Source organism: Halonotius terrestris (genome assembly GCF_006861665.1).
In the GTDB taxonomy this organism is placed as follows: Archaea; Halobacteriota; Halobacteria; order Halobacteriales; family Haloferacaceae; genus Halonotius; species Halonotius terrestris.
On record NZ_RKLU01000003.1, the window covers coordinates 174,095 to 189,539 of the forward strand.

Sequence of the window (15,445 nt, forward strand, 5' to 3'; positions counted from 1 at the left end):
TCGGTTTCCAGGTATAGCAGGCCCCTGATTCAGTTGATTTCGGCCCGTAACGAAAGAAAACACTGTGCTGGATAGAACCTCTGAATCGGTCACTGGGCCATCTATCAACTACCATATAGAATAATTCGCCGAGTGATGAATACACCGCGCGAGTCTTGCACGGAGCCATTGTCAAAAAGCGGCAGTCCAAATCGGTCAGTCAAGTTACACACTGACTGAGATCTCCGAACAAGTATAAGAAATCTGTTATAACACCTGCAAGTATAAATGGTGATTTCAGCATGTTATCGACGGCATCACGAGTGCCTGTCAGTGATGTGCCTGAGACAGCGGATTTGCTGCGCTTTCGAGGAGAATACACATGTCAGTTATATAAATGGTTTTAGCTGCATCTGAGATGACATCTTTGCTACCAGTTACCGACATCTATATACGTTAACATAACAATCATAACATGAATGAAAAATTCTACAAGTGAACATAATGTTGATATCAATGACAAAAATGGGTTCTCACTCACCCGCCGGTCGATGCTCGGCGCGCTGGGTGCCAGTGCAACCGTTGGGCTAGCCGGTTGTTCCGGCGTCACAAATCAGAGTTTCACGGCGCCGTGGGCCGGCATGACCGGCGAGACATTCCCCCTTGGCGGGCGGGGCCCCCGGCCAGTGACCCTGACGAACGACGAGACGGCCTCCATCGTCGAGAGGCGGGATGCAGGCCCGCTTGGCGAGGTCAGCGCGACGCTAAACATGAAAGGGACGAGCTACGACTGGCAGCTGGAAGAGGAGTACCCAGCAACGGTTGGATTCGTGTCGATTCCGATTCCGATTTTGGGCGGCACGGAGATCGCGGGCCCCCTCGACGACCCGCTGGTCTCGCTGGTGACCGGTGAGTGGGGGCTAGAGCTGTTCAATCGGATGGGGTTCACAGACGAGCCTGTAGACTCTGTTAATTACGTTCGCCAGGATTATGACGGTACCGCTGATTTGGGCCATCCGGACTTCACTCCGCTCGTTGATATCAATGCTTTCACCGCGACGGCGACGATGAACGACGAGTCGACCGAGGAGTACTGGATAGGATTAATTCGCCTGCGGACGAAGACGGAGGTACTCCCGGACGGCACGGACGATAGCTACGTATTCCTTGGTTTGGGAACGGTGTCCGAGAATGTGGACAGCTTCGGATATGCACCTGGTTTCCACGCTGAAGAAACTTTCGACGACTTCGGTATCATTGACGAGCCGTAGCACGGCGTCTGGGTTTCGAGTGGCTCCACGTGTACGCGGAGTGGCGGCGGTCGTCGAGGCCTTCGATGCCGGCAAACCAGCAACGGTTCGTTCGCAGCGACTACCGGCAATCGCTGCAGCACTCGCAGCTTCTGTTTTGCACGACTCCGAGAACAGCGAAAGTTTCTGTCAGAACCCACAGCGGTCGGTTCCCAGGGATAGTAGGCACCTGATTCAGTTGATTTCGGCCCGTAACGAAGGAAAACACTGTGCTGAATAGAACCTCTCTGTCTTGCACAGCGCGATATCTCTCTTTCTAGACAGATACTGCTGTTTCACTATCTTCGGTAAGAGCCTTATCTGATACCGAACAGCATCGACAGCGCGGCGTAGAGTCCGTAGCCGATACCAATCGACCCNGCGAGCGTGATGAGCCANAAGNCGANNGTNACNCCGATTTTCCGGCGNGAGACGCCCGCGGAGCCGCCGGCGAGCCCGCCGCCGATGACGCCGGAGATGATGATGTTGTTGAACGAGATGGGAATGCCCAGCGCGATGGCCAGCTGTGCGATGATGAAGCCGGGAACCAGCGCGGCGATCGAGCGTCTGGCGCCCAGCTGTGCGTACTCGCGGGAGGTCGCCTGGAGTAGCTTCGGCGCGCCCATCCACGCGCCAGCGAGGATGCCGGTCGCGCCGAGCGACAGCAGCACGATGCCGGGTAGGCCGAGTTCGNNNCCGTAGAGGTTNTCNAGCGGNCCGGTNGCNAGGCCGACCTGACTCCCGCCGCTGGAAAAGGCGACCGCACTCCCCAAGCCGAGCAGCAGCGTCCGAATCCCGTTGTCGACCGAGGCCTGCGTGCGTCGGCGAATTATGCGAAACCCACCGGCCGCGAAGGCGAGTGTCACGAGCCAGACGACGGGCTCGAACCCGCCCACTGAGGGATCGCCGGCCAGCCGCGCGATTGCCTCGGCGACCGACCCCTGGGCACGGTCGGGGTGTGGAATCACGCCGAGGCGGACGTTGGCGAGGATGCCAGCGACGATCGCCGCGAGCAGCGGGATGGACAGCGTTTCGGGGATGTCGTCGCGACGGAGGAGTTTTGCGGTGCCGTAGGCCAACCCGCCGGATGTCGGTGGGACAAGCAGCCAGAACAGCCCGATCCGCTGGTAGGTCTCGAAGGCCGGGTCGCCGCCCAGCGAGAGGCCGACGCCGATCATCGCGCCGGTCGTTGCGAACGCCGCCGGGACGGGATAGCCGCTGTAGACGCCGAAGGCCATGAATCCGGCTGCGACCAGCAGGCCGGCGGCCGCTGCGAGCGGTGAGATCGTAACGCCGTCGATCAGGTTTTGGCCGACCGTCTCGGAGATCGCACCCCCCTGTGTCAGCGCGCCGGCGGCCGCAAGAATCCCGATCAGAAACGCCGCCCGCATCGTCGAAACGGCGTTGGCTCCGATCGCCGGTGCGAACGGCGGCGAGTTGCTGTTCGCCCCGAGCGACCACGCCATAAACAGCGAACTCAGCGTGGCAAACGCCACGAGTGCCCAAAAGACGAGACTCATCAGGATCGCACCATCTTCCACTACGTACTCGCCGGAGACGGTATATACCTGTGCTCGGCTCCTCGCGTCTCTCTCGGCTCACCCCGCGCTCTCGAATCGACGGCGGTCGACCGCCGAACGGTAGTTCTTTTTATCGACCGGCCGACCCACGGCTATGACCAGTTTGGGACTCGTGGTCGCGCAGTTCAACAGCGCGGTCACCACGGAGATGCAGGCCGCCGCCGAGGACGCCGCCGCCGAGCGCGGTGCCGAGATCAGCGAGACGCTTGAGGTACCCGGTGCCTACGACGCCCCGCTGGCGGCCGACCGTCTCGCGCGCCGCGATGACATCGACGCCGTCGCCGTCATCGGTGCGATCGTCACCGGCGACACCAACCACGACCAGGTGATCGCTGACGCCGCCGCACAGGGACTCACGGATGTAAGTCTTGACCGCGACACACCGGTCACGTTCGGCGTCAGCGGGCCGGGCATGAGCGGGGCCGAAGCCCGCGAACGCGAGGCGAAAGGAGCGGAAGCCGTAAACGCCGCCGTAGATATGGTTGAGGTACTAGCATGAACTTCGAGTTTGCCGACCGGGTCGAGCGGGTGGAACCGAGCGCGACGCTGGCGATCAGTAACCTCTCCAGTGAGCTTGAAGCCGAGGGCATCGACGTGGTCGACCTCTCGGTCGGCGCGCCAGACTTCCCGACGCCGGAAAACATCGTCCAGGCCGGTAAGGACGCGATGGACGCCGGCCACACCGGCTACACGACTTCGAACGGGATCCTCGAACTCCGCGAGGCCATCGCCGACAAACTCACCGGCCAGGGCGTCGACGCCGACGCCGACGAGATCATCGTTACCCCTGGCGGGAAACAGGGGCTCTACGAGACGATCAACACGCTGATCGACGACGGCGACGAGGTCGTCTTGCTTGATCCGGCCTGGGTCTCCTACGAGGCGATGGTCAAACTGTCGGGCGGCTCGCTCAACCGTGTCGACCTCTCGCCGTACGACTTCCAGCTCGAACCCGGCCTCGACGACCTCGCCGCAGCCGTCTCCGACGAGACGGAACTCCTCGTCGTCAACTCGCCGTCGAACCCCACTGGAGCCGTGTACTCCGACGACGCCCTCGAAGGCGTCCGCGACCTCGCCGTCGAACACGACTTCGCCGTGATTTCGGACGAGATCTACGAGCGGATCACCTACGGCGNNNTTGAGCCGACTTCGCTGGGCTCCCTTGAGGGGATGGAAGACCGCACGATCACGCTCAACGGCTTCTCGAAAGCGTTCTCGATGACGGGCTGGCGACTCGGCTACATCCACGCCCCACAGGACCTCATCGACCAAGCCGGCAAACTCCACTCGCATTCGGTCTCCTGTGCGGTCAACTTCGTCCAGCACGCCGGCGTCGAAGCTCTCTCCGAGCGCACCGACGATTCGGTCGTCGAGATGCGCGAGGCCTTCCGCGAGCGCCGCGACATGCTCGACGAGCTATTTGCCGAACACGGCGTCGATGTTCCGGTCGGCGACGGCGCGTTCTACATGATGCTGCCCGTCGACGACGACGATCAGACGTGGTGCGAGGAAGCGATTCAGGAGGCTCACGTCGCCACCGTTCCCGGGAGTGCCTTCGGCGCGCCCGGTTACGCCCGAATCTCGTATGCTGCCAGCGAAGAACGGCTCCGCGAAGCGGTCGACCGGCTCGCCGAGGGCGGCTTCATCTAACGTCGCTAGCGACAGCCGCTGTCGACGACACCGACGGGTTTCACTACCACCGCGGTCGGCACATCCTTTTGCCACAGCAGGTCCCAGTCCCGGATAGATGCACGTCGGTGAGTTACCGTTGGCGACGCCACACGTTGCCCACTTCGAGCGACAGGGTATCGAGGAGCTGTACCCACCCCAAGCCGAGACCGTCGAGGCCGGAATCTGCGATGGCGAGAACGTCATGGCGGCGATCCCGACCGCCAGCGGCAAGACGCTGATCGCCCAACTCGCCATGCTCACCGCCGACGGGCCGGGGCTCTACATCGTCCCGCTCCGAGCCCTCGCCACGGAAAAACACGCCACGTTCAGCGACCTCCCGGGCGCCGATGTCGGGATCGCGACCGGCGACTACGACTCGCCGGCCGCGGAACTCGCCGAGCACGATATCGTCGTCGCCACGAGCGAGAAAGTTGATTCCGCGATTCGCAACGGCGCGTCGTGGGTCGACGACATCGGCTGTGTCGTCGTCGACGAGGTCCACCTGCTGGGCCAGACGGATCGCGGCCCGACGCTGGAGGTGACGCTGGCGCACCTCCGCCGGCTCACGCCGGGCGTCCAGCTGGTCGCGCTGTCGGCAACCGTCGCCAACGCCGACGAGATCGCCGACTGGCTCGGCGCGACACTGATCGAATCCGACTGGCGACCCGTCGATCTCCGGACCGGCGTCGCTGACACCGAAAGCGTCGCCTACGACGACGGCACGACCGAGACGGTCGCCATCGACGAGGGAGCGATCCCGCCGAGTGCGGATCTCGAAACCGAGACGACGGCCGCGCTCGTCGACCGCGCGCTCGGTGACGGCGGCCAGTCGCTGGCGTTCGTCCGCTCGCGGCGCGAAGCCGAGTCGCTCGCGGATCGACTCACACGCGATGTTGACGACGCGAGCGACGCTGGTGAAAATAGTGGCGACGCAGACGACGACACGGCAGCCGAGCAGCGGGAGCGGGTCGCCAGCGAGATCGAATCCCTCGACGGTACCGTCACGGGCCAGCGACTCGCCGATTGCGTGCGCGAGGGCGTCGCCTTCCATCACGCCGGCCTCCGGAGCGGCCACCGCGCGCTCGTCGAGTCAGCGTTCCGGAACCGAACGCTGGATGCTATCTGTGCGACGCCAACGCTCGCAGCCGGTGTCAACGTCCCCGCCCGCCGGGTTGTCGTCCGCGACCAGCAACGCTACACCGACTCGGCGATGGAGTGGCTTCCCGTCCTCGAAATTCACCAGATGTGCGGGCGGGCGGGGCGGCCGCATCTCGATCCATACGGCGAGGCGATCCTCGTCGGCCTCGACGACCCCGAGGCATTAGCCGAGCGGTATCTCGGCGCCGAGCCCGAGGCCGTCGAGTCGAAACTGGCCAGCGAGGCCGCGTTGCGAACGCACGTCCTCTCGATCATCGCCTCGGGTTTCGCCGAGACCGAAGCCGGAATCCTGGATGTGTTGTCGGCAACGTTCTACGCCCACCAGACGCCCGTTGATGATCTCGCCGGGATCGTTGCCGCCGTCATCGAGGATCTAACCGAGATGGCGATGGTCGTCCGCGAACCGGCTGCGGCGACAAACGAGGAAAGCAGCGAAAGCGATCCGGCGACCGTCCTCTCGGCGACTGAGATCGGCGCGACGGTTTCGACGCAGTACATCACGCCCGAAACCGGCGCGCGGATCGTCGATGGGCTCCGGACGGCCGCAAAGATGGACGCACCGACCGCGCTCACCGCGCTGGAAATCATCTGCGACACGCCGGACATGCACGACACCTATCTCGGCAACGAGGAGCGGGCAGCGATCTACGAGTACGCCCGACAACACGCCGACGAGTTCACCACGGCGATGACCGAAGCCGACGACTTCGAGACGTGGCTTGAGGCGGTCAAAACCGCCCGGATTCTCGCCGAGTGGAGCGAGGGCGCGAGCATCGAGACGCTCGTCGAGCAGTACCGCCTCGGTCCGGGCGATCTCGACTCCCGGCTCGAACGCGCCGACTGGCTGTTGGGCGCGGCCGACGCGCTGACCGACGTGCTCGAAATCGCGTTCCCGGCAGTCAGGCGGGTGCGAGACCAACTCTGAGAGTTGGGATTGTGCAACTCCGCGGCGGTCGATTGGGTTGAAAAGTTGTCATTCAAAAGAAACGAACGCAGTAGGCCACATCATGACAACGAAGTAACTACTATCAGACTGAAATTATTTATATAGCCGGTGAGTGATACGTTTTCGTACTCGTGGGAGAAACGGAACAGGCCCAAAAGCCAGTAGGGGGTGCCGATCCCCCACCCCGCAAGCAGCCGCTGGAGGTGATCGAAACCGACCGCGGCTATCTCCTCAGAGAGTTCCGACGCGACCCCGACAAGTCGACCGTCTTCTCGGTCCATCACGACCGCGTGAAGGCGATGGCGGCGGCCTCGGACAAACTCGAAGGTAGCCACCATCCCTGCCTGCTCCGGTGGGATTCCCACAACAGCGTCGGCGACATCTACTGGAACGACGTGTTCAACACCGTCCGCGTCGAGTACAGCCCGATCCTCCGGAAGTGGGTCGTCGTCCCGAAGAACAACCACTTCATTTTCGCCTCGACGAACGACGTGAAACAAGCCTACGAGTACGGCAAGGACGTCCAACAGCAGTACCATTTCAAGGAGCTTGAGGTCTGTTCGCAACGCGGCGAGGTCGAAAAGACCGTCGAGCACCCGTTTCTCCGCCGGTCGATCACCGATCCCGACGTGAAATTCAACCGCTGAGCCGGGCAGTGTGCCCACAGCAGCGACCCGTCCCGGCCGCAGCCGACCGGTTGCGACAGCCTCAACACGCCGGCCGGTCGTGAACCGATATGACCGACATTCACCCGAACCAGCGGGTTGCCGTCCTCGCGGATTCGCAGAACCTCTACCATACGGCCCAAAGCCACTACTCCCGAAACATCGACTACGAAGGGCTACTCAGCGAGGCCGTCGCCGGCCGCGAATTGACCCGCGCTATCGCCTACGTGATCCGGGCGGACGCCCCCGAAGAGGAGAGTTTCTTCGAGGCCCTCGTCGACATCGGCTTCGAGACGAAGATCAAGGAGATCAAAACGTTCGGCGACGGCTCGAAGAAGGCCGACTGGGACGTGGGGATGAGCCTCGATGCGGTGACGCTGGCCGACCACGTCGATACGGTCGTCCTCTGTACCGGCGACGGCGACTTCTCGCGGCTCTGCTCGCACTTGCGCCACGAGGGCGTCAAAGTCGAGGTGATGGCCTTCGGCTACTCGACGGCCGAGGAACTCATCGACGCGACAGACGAGTTCACCGACCTCGCTGACGACGAGGAGACGTTCCTGCTCTAAGATGGTCGACGCTTCGACAATCGAGGGCCTCGCGCTCCCGTTCGTGTTCGGGATGGCCTTCGGCCTCGCAGTCGGCCGGACACTCCTCGGAAACGCGCTGCTCGGCGTCATCATCGGGCTGGCCTTCTTCGGCCTGTTCGCGGTGATCCGCAACCGAATCGTCAGCTGACAGCGAGCCACCACGGAACCGGCCCTGTTTTCATCTCGCGGATTGAATCCGAACGTATGAGCGACGAGCCAGCCGACCGGTCGGGAACGGCACCCGATGCTGACCCGGGCGATAGCGATAGCAGCGGCGATGGCAACGCAGCTGCCAGCGGCGACGACACTGCTGACGGCGACGACGACTTCAACCGCGATCTCGACGACCTGCGCACGGTCGCCGACTACCAGTTCGGAGCCGGCGCGGGCGAGGCCCTGTTTCCACTCGAGGAGGACATCGAGATTCACCGCTCCAGCAGCGGTCGCCCGCGACAACTCGTCGCCGACAGCGGTCGTTTGGTTTCCTACGGCGTCGACGGCCGGTTTACGCTCGGTATCACCGGCGGCCGCCGGCTGGCCGCGGCGTTCGACCGCCCGCAGTGCCGCGTCGTCGTCGGCGACGAGTCNGAGCCGTTCGTCCGCGACGGNAAGAANNCNTTCGCNAAGTTCGTNNGCGNGGTCGNTCCNGAGATNCGGCCGGGCGACGAGGTGNTNGTCGTCCACGACCGCGGCGACCTGCTGGCGGTCGGGCGCGCCGAACTCTCAGCTGACGCGATGGGTGATTTCGATACTGGAATGGCCGTCAAAATACGCGAAGGCGTCGATGACTGATCGCGCTGCTGCGGCTTAGAGGAAGCCGGTGATTCCGAGGGCTTCGGCGAGTGGAATCCCGACCCAGAGCGCGCCGAGCAAGTAGCCGCCGATCGCGCCGCCGTTGAGCAGTGGCAAGCCCGCGTGGGGTTTGCCTTTCATCACCATCGACATGAGGACGAGTAGTCCGCCGAGCGTGCCGACCAGTGAGAACAGCGCGGGCGTGTTGAGTTCGATGATGGGCACGGCATACTGCGGGGCCGACGAGAAGAAGGCCGCGCTGGCGACCATCACGCCCGGGATCACGGCGTCGCCGAGGCCGATGAAGAAGGCCTCGCGCTCGTCGTCGCCGGGTGCGATGTCATCGCTCGGGTCCTTGTTTGCGTCGGCTGGGTCGTCGCCGTCGTTATCAACGATCTCGTCGGTTGCATCGTCAGTGTCACTGTCGTTCTCGTCGTCACCAACGTCCTCCAGCAGCGAGTACGACCACGACAGCGGAATCACGAGGATCACGGGTATCCGGAGATCCATCACGCCGTCAGCAAGATCCAGCATGTGTTCGGTTTTGTAGACGCTGATGGCGTCATAGACTGCCAGCACCGACAACAGGACGATAGCCGGCAGCAAGCCGAACGTAATGCCGAACAATCCCGCTGCGCCCGCACCCATCAACACGCCGGCGGTGTCGACGACGTACCACTCGGGGTAGACCCACAGCCCGACAGCGACGCCGGCCCCGAGTACCGCGGCCGCCGTGGAGGGGACAATCGCACTAAAGACGTACCACGAGAGCATCCCGCTGGTGGCGACAATAACGACCCGGACGACCCAATCGAGGTCGTATTTGAACGCCGCCAGAAAGAACACGGTGGCGAGCAGCACGGCCCCGATATAGACGATACTGTTGGTCGGATCGCTGGGATCCTCGACCGCTTGGTAGCCCTGATCGAAGAACGTCTGCACCAACGCGAGCGCGCCGAGTTGGACAAGTAGGAACAGCACGACGGCGACGGCGACGCCGCGGTACTCCCGAGGGAACATGGTCGCGTTTGGACCGTGGGGGCTTTGGCCGTTGTGTTTGGCGATGGAGGAGACAACCGTGGAAAACAGACGCTACTCGGCGTACAGCGTCGTCCCAACGAGATCGGTCAGCGTCGCCCCGTCTGTCGGCGTGATCGCAACATACGGCGCGGCAACGGGACCGAACACGTCAACGACGCGGCCGACCGTCGACAGCGACTCGTCGATGACCATTAGCCCGATATCGGGTGTCTCATCAGTGTCGAGTCCGACGATGGCGAGCCCTTGGGCGGTTTTACCGACAGTGCCGATTCGCTGCATACTACTCCCGGAGGACGCCGAGGTACGCGCCGATCGCTTGCACGAGGTCGTTTTTCGTGTCCTCCGCGCCCTTGACGAGTACGCGCCCTCGGGGTTCGAACTCGCGGGGATACGTCTTGTCGCGTTCGATCACGGCGTCGTAGCCGATCTGCTGGACGGCGGTGGCGATCTCGTCGACCGTCGGCTCGTCGACAGCCATGTCGGTGGCGACGCGGCGACCGCCCGACCGCGTGTGGTCGGCGTCGAAGTACGCCGGCCAGAGTACGTTTTCGACCATATCGACGCAAGACAGGGCGCGGGTAATACCGTTACGACTATCGAGTCGGTGTCTGACGGCACGGTGAAAGTGGTTTTTCGTGGTGTCGTCGTGTCGCTGTAGGGCGGTTTCGATCCGAAGACGAGGGGTCGTCCGGGTCGACAGAACGAGGAGGAGGGCGAAAGCGGCGTTATCGGTTCAGCCAGTAGCCAGCGACGCCGACGAGGCCGAACAGCAGCGTCGCCGGCAACCAGTAGCCGGCGTCGGTGTCAGTGCGGCGGCTATGGAGAAACACGCCGACCGCGAGTATCGTGTGGGCGACGGCTGTGCCGACGGCGAGCGTCGTCAGTCGGCCCATCAGTCGCTGGCGACCTTTCGGCTGAGATCGGCGTCGCGCAGGTCGTCCCCATCGACCGAGGAGCGCAGGCTGTCCATCCCGTCGTCGCGGTCGATCCCGAAGTTGTCGGCGTAGAGTTCCTCGACGCGGGCGCGCTCGTCATCGGAGAGCGGCGGCACCTCCGCGGCAGCGGCCCACTCGGTGACATCTTCCTTCGTGCGGAACGTCGGCGTCACGGTGGCGACGGGGTCGTAGCTCAGCAGGTAGGCGATAGCGGCTTGGCCCATCGTTCGCGTGCCGTCGCTGTGGTCGGGATCTTCGAGGAACCGCAGCGACTCGATCTTCTCCCAGCCGGTTTCGTACCACTCGTCGGGTCGGAAACCGCGGTGATCGCCCTCGTCGAGTTCGGTCTCGGGGGTGACCTGCTCGTTGAGCAGCCCGGAGGAGTGGGGGACACGGGGGATAAGACTCGTCGACGAGCCCGTTTCCTCGATTGTGTCGAGGAAGTGGTTGCCGACCTCCTGTTCGAGGACGTTCCAGACGAGTTGGAGGGAGTCGAACTCTTCGGTGATCGCCTTGTCGCCCTCGGCGAGCCAGCCGATGGAGGGACCGAGTGCCCAGCCGGTCGCTCGGATCAGGCCCTCCTCTTCGAGTTCGTCGAGGACTTCGAGGATGTCCTTGTCAACCTCATCGACATCGGCGTTGTGGAGTTGGAGGACATCGACGTACTCCACGTTGAGCCGGTCGAGGCTCTTTTCCGTGGCTTCGCGGATGTACTCGGGAGTGATTTCCTTGGGGAGTTCGCCGTGGCCGGCCTGTGGATGATTGTAGAAGTCGTAGCCGACCTTGGTTGCCAGCGTGACCTCATCGCGGTAGTCGGCGAGCGCGCGGCCGACGACCTCCTCGGAGTTGCCGTGGCCGTAGACGTCGCCGGTGTCGAAGTAGGTGATTCCCTCCTCAATGGCGTGCTGGATCAGCTCGATGGCTTCCGGCTCGCTGCGGTCGCCCCACCAGTCGGTGCCGACGACCCACGCGCCGAAGCCGACCTCGCTGACCTCAACGCCGCTTGTGCCGAGTTCTCGATGCTGCATACGCTGCCGTAGGGGATCGGGTCACTTAGCGAAACTGGTTCGTTTTCACACGGTGGGAACGCGACAAAGCGTTATTCCTCGAACGGCCCGCGCCACTCCGTGGGATCGCGGTCGCCGCGGCCGCGTTCCAGTTTCCGGGCCTCGTTGAGCAGGTCGCTGTGGGAGCGAACGATGTCGGTCATCGTGATGATGCCCTGGACATCCAACTCGTCGACGACGGGCAGTTTCTTGATATCCTCGTCGATCATCCGCTCCGTGGCAGTCCTGACGGTCGCCGTCGGCTCGATGGTTTGCAGCGGATGGCTCATCGCCGCAACGACCGAGACTTCGGAAAACGGCTTGTTGGCAACGTACCCGACCGTGAGTGCGTCCGTCTCGGTGACGATCCCACAGGGCGTCCCGTCGTTGGTGACGAGCACGCTGCCGACGCGGTTGTGCAGCATCCGTTCGGCGACCGTCCGCATGTCCGTCTCGGCGGGCACCGTCACGAGATCGGTGCTCATCAGCTCACGGACGCGCATTGTTTGGTATTGTATCGCACGGTACAAAACATATTCGGCAGCTAACAGCTCGTACCGTTCGGGTACGGTGAATACACAACCGAATCCATTTATCCGCGCACGGACAATCGAATCCAATGACCAAGCGACACGTGTCCCTGCCGGCCGAGGCGGCCGACGGGGTCGACCGCTTCATCGAGTCGGTTGATGAACGGCTCTCGGGCGATGAGGACACCTGCGATGTCGTCACCGACGTGCTCGTGGATCTCTTCGGGGACAGGGAGGCATACGAGGCGTGGCAGGCCGGCGAGGACGTGTCGCCGGCGACTCGGGTTCGACTGCAGGGCTACGACCCCTGTAATACGACACTCGAATCCGAATANTANGCNGANAAGGACGAGNANNNNTTCNNNCGCTCNAAACACCTNCAGTGGCTCTGGCGGCAGTTCGACGCGACGCCGATGGCCGACAACNTCGCNTTCGCCNTNCNGTTCCGNNAGATGCTCGCNNNNCACCTNTTCGACGAGNNCGGNGACAACTGCCGCTTCTTCAAGGGGATCACATTCACCTACGGCCACAACATCTCGGTCGGCGACAACGTCGTCGTCCACGACGATGTCCACCTCGACGACCGCGGCAAACTGACCGTCGGCGACCGCGTCTCCATCTCCGACGGTGTCCACATCTACAGCCACGATCACGACCTCGTCGACCAGACGCACGTCGACAACTTCCACACGATCATCGACGACGACGCCCGCGTGACCTACGACGCGATGGTCCGGGCCGGCTGCCGCGTCGGCGAAAACTCGGTCGTCGGCGCGCGAGCAATGGTGCAAGGCGACGTGCCGGCCCACCACGTCGTCGTCGGCATGCCCGCCAAGAGCGTCAAGATCAAACCCGGCTGGGAAGAGGTCGCCGACCCCATCGACGACGGCCGACTCCCGCACCGACAGGACGAGCGGGAGATCGACCACGAGATCGACGACGAGGTCGAGATTTTCGACGAGTTCCAGCGGACGCTGTCGCCGCCGGACCCGCCAGCCGACGCGCCGCCGACCAGCGAGTAGCCAGCCGTGGCTCGCGCCCTCGCCATCAACGTCGCCGCCAACACCAATCTACCGGGCGTTCGCGGCCCCGTGTATCCCGACGGCAGTTTCGTCTATCTGCCGATTCCCGAACGGGAGCCAGTCGATCCCGCTGCCGACGTACCAACCTACGCCGACCTGCTCGACGCGCTCGATCCGCTCCCGTTTGACCTCCCAGCGGATAGCCGCGACCGCGCGGTCCACCTTGACCCCGAGTTCGCGGCGTATCCGTACTGCGAGAACTATACTTACGGCGACGAACACGGCGTCAAGGCCGGGCCGATCAGCGAATTGGAGCCGGGCGATTCGCTGTTCTTCTATGCGACACTGACGACCCACGAGCCGCCGGCTGGCGTCGCCACGGGCCCGGCCGCTGACTGGGTGACACCGGACTGGGGCGCGTATCTGATCGGCGAGTTCCGCGTCGAGCGAGTGCTCGACAGCGACGCCTGTGCGTCGTTGTCAGCGACCGAGCGGGAGGCGTTCGCCAGCAACGCCCACTGCAAGCGCGCCGATTTCGACGCGAAGGTCTTGGTTCGCGGCAGCGACAACTCCCGGCTCTTCGATCGCGCAGTGCCACTGAGCGCGCCGGAGTCTGGGGCGACAGCCAACAGCATCGTCACCGAGCTCTCGAACGACTCCGGGAAGGGGCCGTGGTGGCGACGCCGACTGTGGTTCGACGAAGCGGCGACTGCGAGGCTGCGTGGTCTTGTTTGAGACCAATCGGGCGAAGAATTAATCAATAACATTGCCAGTAAGGACTGACTTCCGGACAAACTGGCCTACACAGCCACCTGCGCCGCGACTGAGTTCACCCGATCGACAGCCGCAGCCAGCAGATCCTCTGCCGCAGCCTCGCTCCGAGCTTCCGCCGTAATCCGAATCAGCGGTTGTGTGCCGCTCGATCGAACCAACACCCATCCGGTGTCGGTTTCAGCGCGGACGCCGTCACTCGTCGCTACGTTGTCGTACTCGGCCAGCATGTCGTCAGCGACGCGCTCCATCACCGCTGCCTTGTCAGCGACTTCGATACTTCGCCGCTGGATCGGGTAGGTCTCGACCGACGCTACCTGCTCGGAGAGAGAGCCGTCAGTGGCAACGAGTGCGGTCAGTTTTGCGGCGGCAAGCGAGCCGTCCGGACACAGCGTCTCCTCGGGCCAGATCCACGCGCCGGAGGGCTCGCCGCCGAAGACAGTGCCGTCGCTGGCGGCGGCTTCCGCGACGAACACGTCGCCGACTTTGGTTCGGTTCACGCTGCCGTCAAGCGGCTCGATCGCGTCGTCGACACAGAGGCTGGTATCGACCGGTGCAGCGACGACACCGCCGCCAGCGGTGTCGACTGCGCGGCGGGCGAACAGCGCGAGCAACACGTCCTTCGGGACGAACGCACCGGTTTCGTCGACTGCGACCATCCGGTCGGCGTCGCCGTCGTGGGCGATTCCGAGGTCGGCGTTGGTGTTGCCGACCTGCGCGCGGAGGGCGGTCAGCGTCTCGGCGGTCGGCTCGCTCGGCCGGCCGGGGAACGCACCGTCGGGCTGGGCGTTGAGCGTCGTCACCGCGGCGCCGAGGTCGCCGAGCGCGTCAGCGGTGACGCTGCCGACGCCGTTGCCGACATCGACGACCGCTTCCAGCCCCGCCATCGCCGCGGCTGCCTCGTCGTCGATAGCGTCGACGACGGCAGTCGTGTGGGCTGCGTCGGCCGCGTCAGCCGCACCCTCGGTCGTTCGCTCGCCGGAGGCGTCCCACGGGGCGAAGTCGTAGGCCTCGCGATCGATAATGTCGGTGATTCGGTCTCGGCGGGCGGTATCGAAGGCCTGTCCCGAGGGCGTCCAGAGTTTGAGGCCGTTGTCCTCGGGTGGGTTATGCGAAGCGGTCACGACGATCCCGGCGTCGGCGTCAAGGCGGGCGATACTTCGGGCGAGCGTCGGCGTTGCTGTGAGTCCGAGATCGATCACGTCCGCGCCGCACTCCGCACAGCCGGCCGCGGCAGCGTCGGCGAGGAATCGCCCGCTGTCGCGGGCGTCCCGTCCGATCACGACCGTGTCGGCACCGTCCGTTGCGACCGCGCGGCCGACCGCCAGTGCGAGGTCGGCAGTGACGGTCTCGCCGACGGGGCCGCGGATACCGCTGGTTCCGAACATACCTCGGTATTGCCTGCCCACCTAATGAGTATGCGGCTTCTA

General features: G+C 64.0%; 18 protein-coding genes. 10 read left to right on the forward strand and 8 right to left on the reverse strand.

The annotated features are described in order from the left end of the window. Positions 1–620: 620 nt before the first annotated feature. Complete coding sequence (locus EGH24_RS07535) at positions 621–1,250, forward strand: hypothetical protein (protein ID WP_142979556.1); 630 nt, start codon at positions 621–623, stop codon at positions 1,248–1,250. Between the two features lie 335 nt (positions 1,251–1,585). On the opposite strand, the gene EGH24_RS07540 is transcribed toward EGH24_RS07535, so the two are convergent. Further along, on the reverse strand, positions 1,586–2,788 hold the full coding sequence (locus EGH24_RS07540) for an inorganic phosphate transporter (protein ID WP_142979557.1): 1,203 nt from the start codon (positions 2,786–2,788) through the stop codon (positions 1,586–1,588). 154 nt (positions 2,789–2,942) lie between these two features. Here EGH24_RS07540 and ribH point away from each other — a divergent pair, with 154 nt between their 5' ends. The 7 genes from ribH (at position 2,943) to EGH24_RS07570 (ending at position 8,670) form a co-directional block, all read left to right on the forward strand. Continuing rightward, a complete protein-coding gene (gene ribH / locus EGH24_RS07545; RefSeq protein WP_142979558.1) occupies positions 2,943–3,347 on the forward strand; it encodes a 6,7-dimethyl-8-ribityllumazine synthase in 405 nt (134 codons plus the stop codon). Then, positions 3,344–4,498 carry a pyridoxal phosphate-dependent aminotransferase gene (locus EGH24_RS07550; protein ID WP_142979559.1) on the forward strand — a complete coding sequence of 385 codons (1,155 nt, stop codon included), beginning with the start codon at positions 3,344–3,346 and terminating at the stop codon, positions 4,496–4,498. Before ribH ends, EGH24_RS07550 begins: the two co-directional genes overlap by 4 nt. Before the next feature lie 97 nt (positions 4,499–4,595). Continuing rightward, positions 4,596–6,602 (forward strand): DEAD/DEAH box helicase, encoded by a 2,007-nt coding sequence (locus tag EGH24_RS07555; protein WP_142979560.1) that lies wholly within the window; start codon positions 4,596–4,598, stop codon positions 6,600–6,602. A gap of 152 nt (positions 6,603–6,754) precedes the next feature. After that, the gene (locus EGH24_RS07560) at positions 6,755–7,270 is read left to right on the forward strand and encodes a hypothetical protein (protein WP_142979561.1); all 516 of its coding nucleotides are present in this window, start codon (positions 6,755–6,757) and stop codon (positions 7,268–7,270) included. 89 nt (positions 7,271–7,359) lie between these two features. Then, complete coding sequence (locus EGH24_RS07565) at positions 7,360–7,857, forward strand: LabA-like NYN domain-containing protein (protein WP_142979562.1); 498 nt, start codon at positions 7,360–7,362, stop codon at positions 7,855–7,857. Position 7,858: 1 nt separating this feature from the next. Continuing rightward, positions 7,859–8,026, forward strand: a complete 168-nt coding sequence (locus tag EGH24_RS15310) for a hypothetical protein (RefSeq protein ID WP_185903271.1) — start codon at positions 7,859–7,861, stop codon at positions 8,024–8,026. A gap of 56 nt (positions 8,027–8,082) precedes the next feature. After that, a complete protein-coding gene (locus EGH24_RS07570; RefSeq protein WP_142979563.1) occupies positions 8,083–8,670 on the forward strand; it encodes a PUA domain-containing protein in 588 nt (195 codons plus the stop codon). Between the two features lie 15 nt (positions 8,671–8,685). Here the strand turns inward: EGH24_RS07570 and EGH24_RS07575 are convergent, their stop codons facing one another. The 6 genes from EGH24_RS07575 to EGH24_RS07595 form a co-directional block, all read right to left on the reverse strand. Further along, positions 8,686–9,690: a presenilin family intramembrane aspartyl protease PSH gene (locus EGH24_RS07575; RefSeq protein ID WP_142979564.1), complete on the reverse strand. Its 1,005-nt coding sequence runs from the start codon at positions 9,688–9,690 to the stop codon at positions 8,686–8,688. 72 nt (positions 9,691–9,762) lie between these two features. Further along, the gene (locus tag EGH24_RS07580; protein ID WP_142979565.1) at positions 9,763–9,990 is read right to left on the reverse strand and encodes an H/ACA ribonucleoprotein complex subunit GAR1; all 228 of its coding nucleotides are present in this window, start codon (positions 9,988–9,990) and stop codon (positions 9,763–9,765) included. Between the two features lies 1 nt (position 9,991). Beyond that, a complete protein-coding gene (gene srp19 / locus EGH24_RS07585) occupies positions 9,992–10,267 on the reverse strand; it encodes a signal recognition particle subunit SRP19 (protein ID WP_142979566.1) in 276 nt (91 codons plus the stop codon). Positions 10,268–10,436: 169 nt separating this feature from the next. Next, positions 10,437–10,604 carry a hypothetical protein gene (locus EGH24_RS15315; protein ID WP_185903272.1) on the reverse strand — a complete coding sequence of 56 codons (168 nt, stop codon included), beginning with the start codon at positions 10,602–10,604 and terminating at the stop codon, positions 10,437–10,439. Continuing rightward, on the reverse strand, positions 10,604–11,674 hold the full coding sequence (locus EGH24_RS07590) for an aldo/keto reductase (protein ID WP_142979567.1): 1,071 nt from the start codon (positions 11,672–11,674) through the stop codon (positions 10,604–10,606). The genes EGH24_RS15315 and EGH24_RS07590 overlap by 1 nt, the downstream gene beginning before the upstream one ends. A gap of 71 nt (positions 11,675–11,745) precedes the next feature. Continuing rightward, entirely contained in the window at positions 11,746–12,195 is a 450-nt protein-coding gene (locus EGH24_RS07595; protein WP_142979568.1) for a CBS domain-containing protein, read from the reverse strand. 116 nt (positions 12,196–12,311) lie between these two features. On the opposite strand from EGH24_RS07595, the gene EGH24_RS07600 reads away from it, so the two are divergent. Next, complete coding sequence (locus EGH24_RS07600; protein ID WP_142979569.1) at positions 12,312–13,244, forward strand: acyltransferase; 933 nt, start codon at positions 12,312–12,314, stop codon at positions 13,242–13,244. A 6-nt stretch (positions 13,245–13,250) separates the two neighbouring features. Next, positions 13,251–13,979 (forward strand): Nmad3 family putative nucleotide modification protein, encoded by a 729-nt coding sequence (locus tag EGH24_RS07605; protein ID WP_142979570.1) that lies wholly within the window; start codon positions 13,251–13,253, stop codon positions 13,977–13,979. Positions 13,980–14,044: 65 nt separating this feature from the next. Here EGH24_RS07605 and glmM read toward each other — a convergent pair whose 3' ends face one another. Continuing rightward, entirely contained in the window at positions 14,045–15,403 is a 1,359-nt protein-coding gene (gene glmM / locus EGH24_RS07610) for a phosphoglucosamine mutase (RefSeq protein ID WP_142979571.1), read from the reverse strand. Positions 15,404–15,445 lie beyond the last annotated feature (42 nt).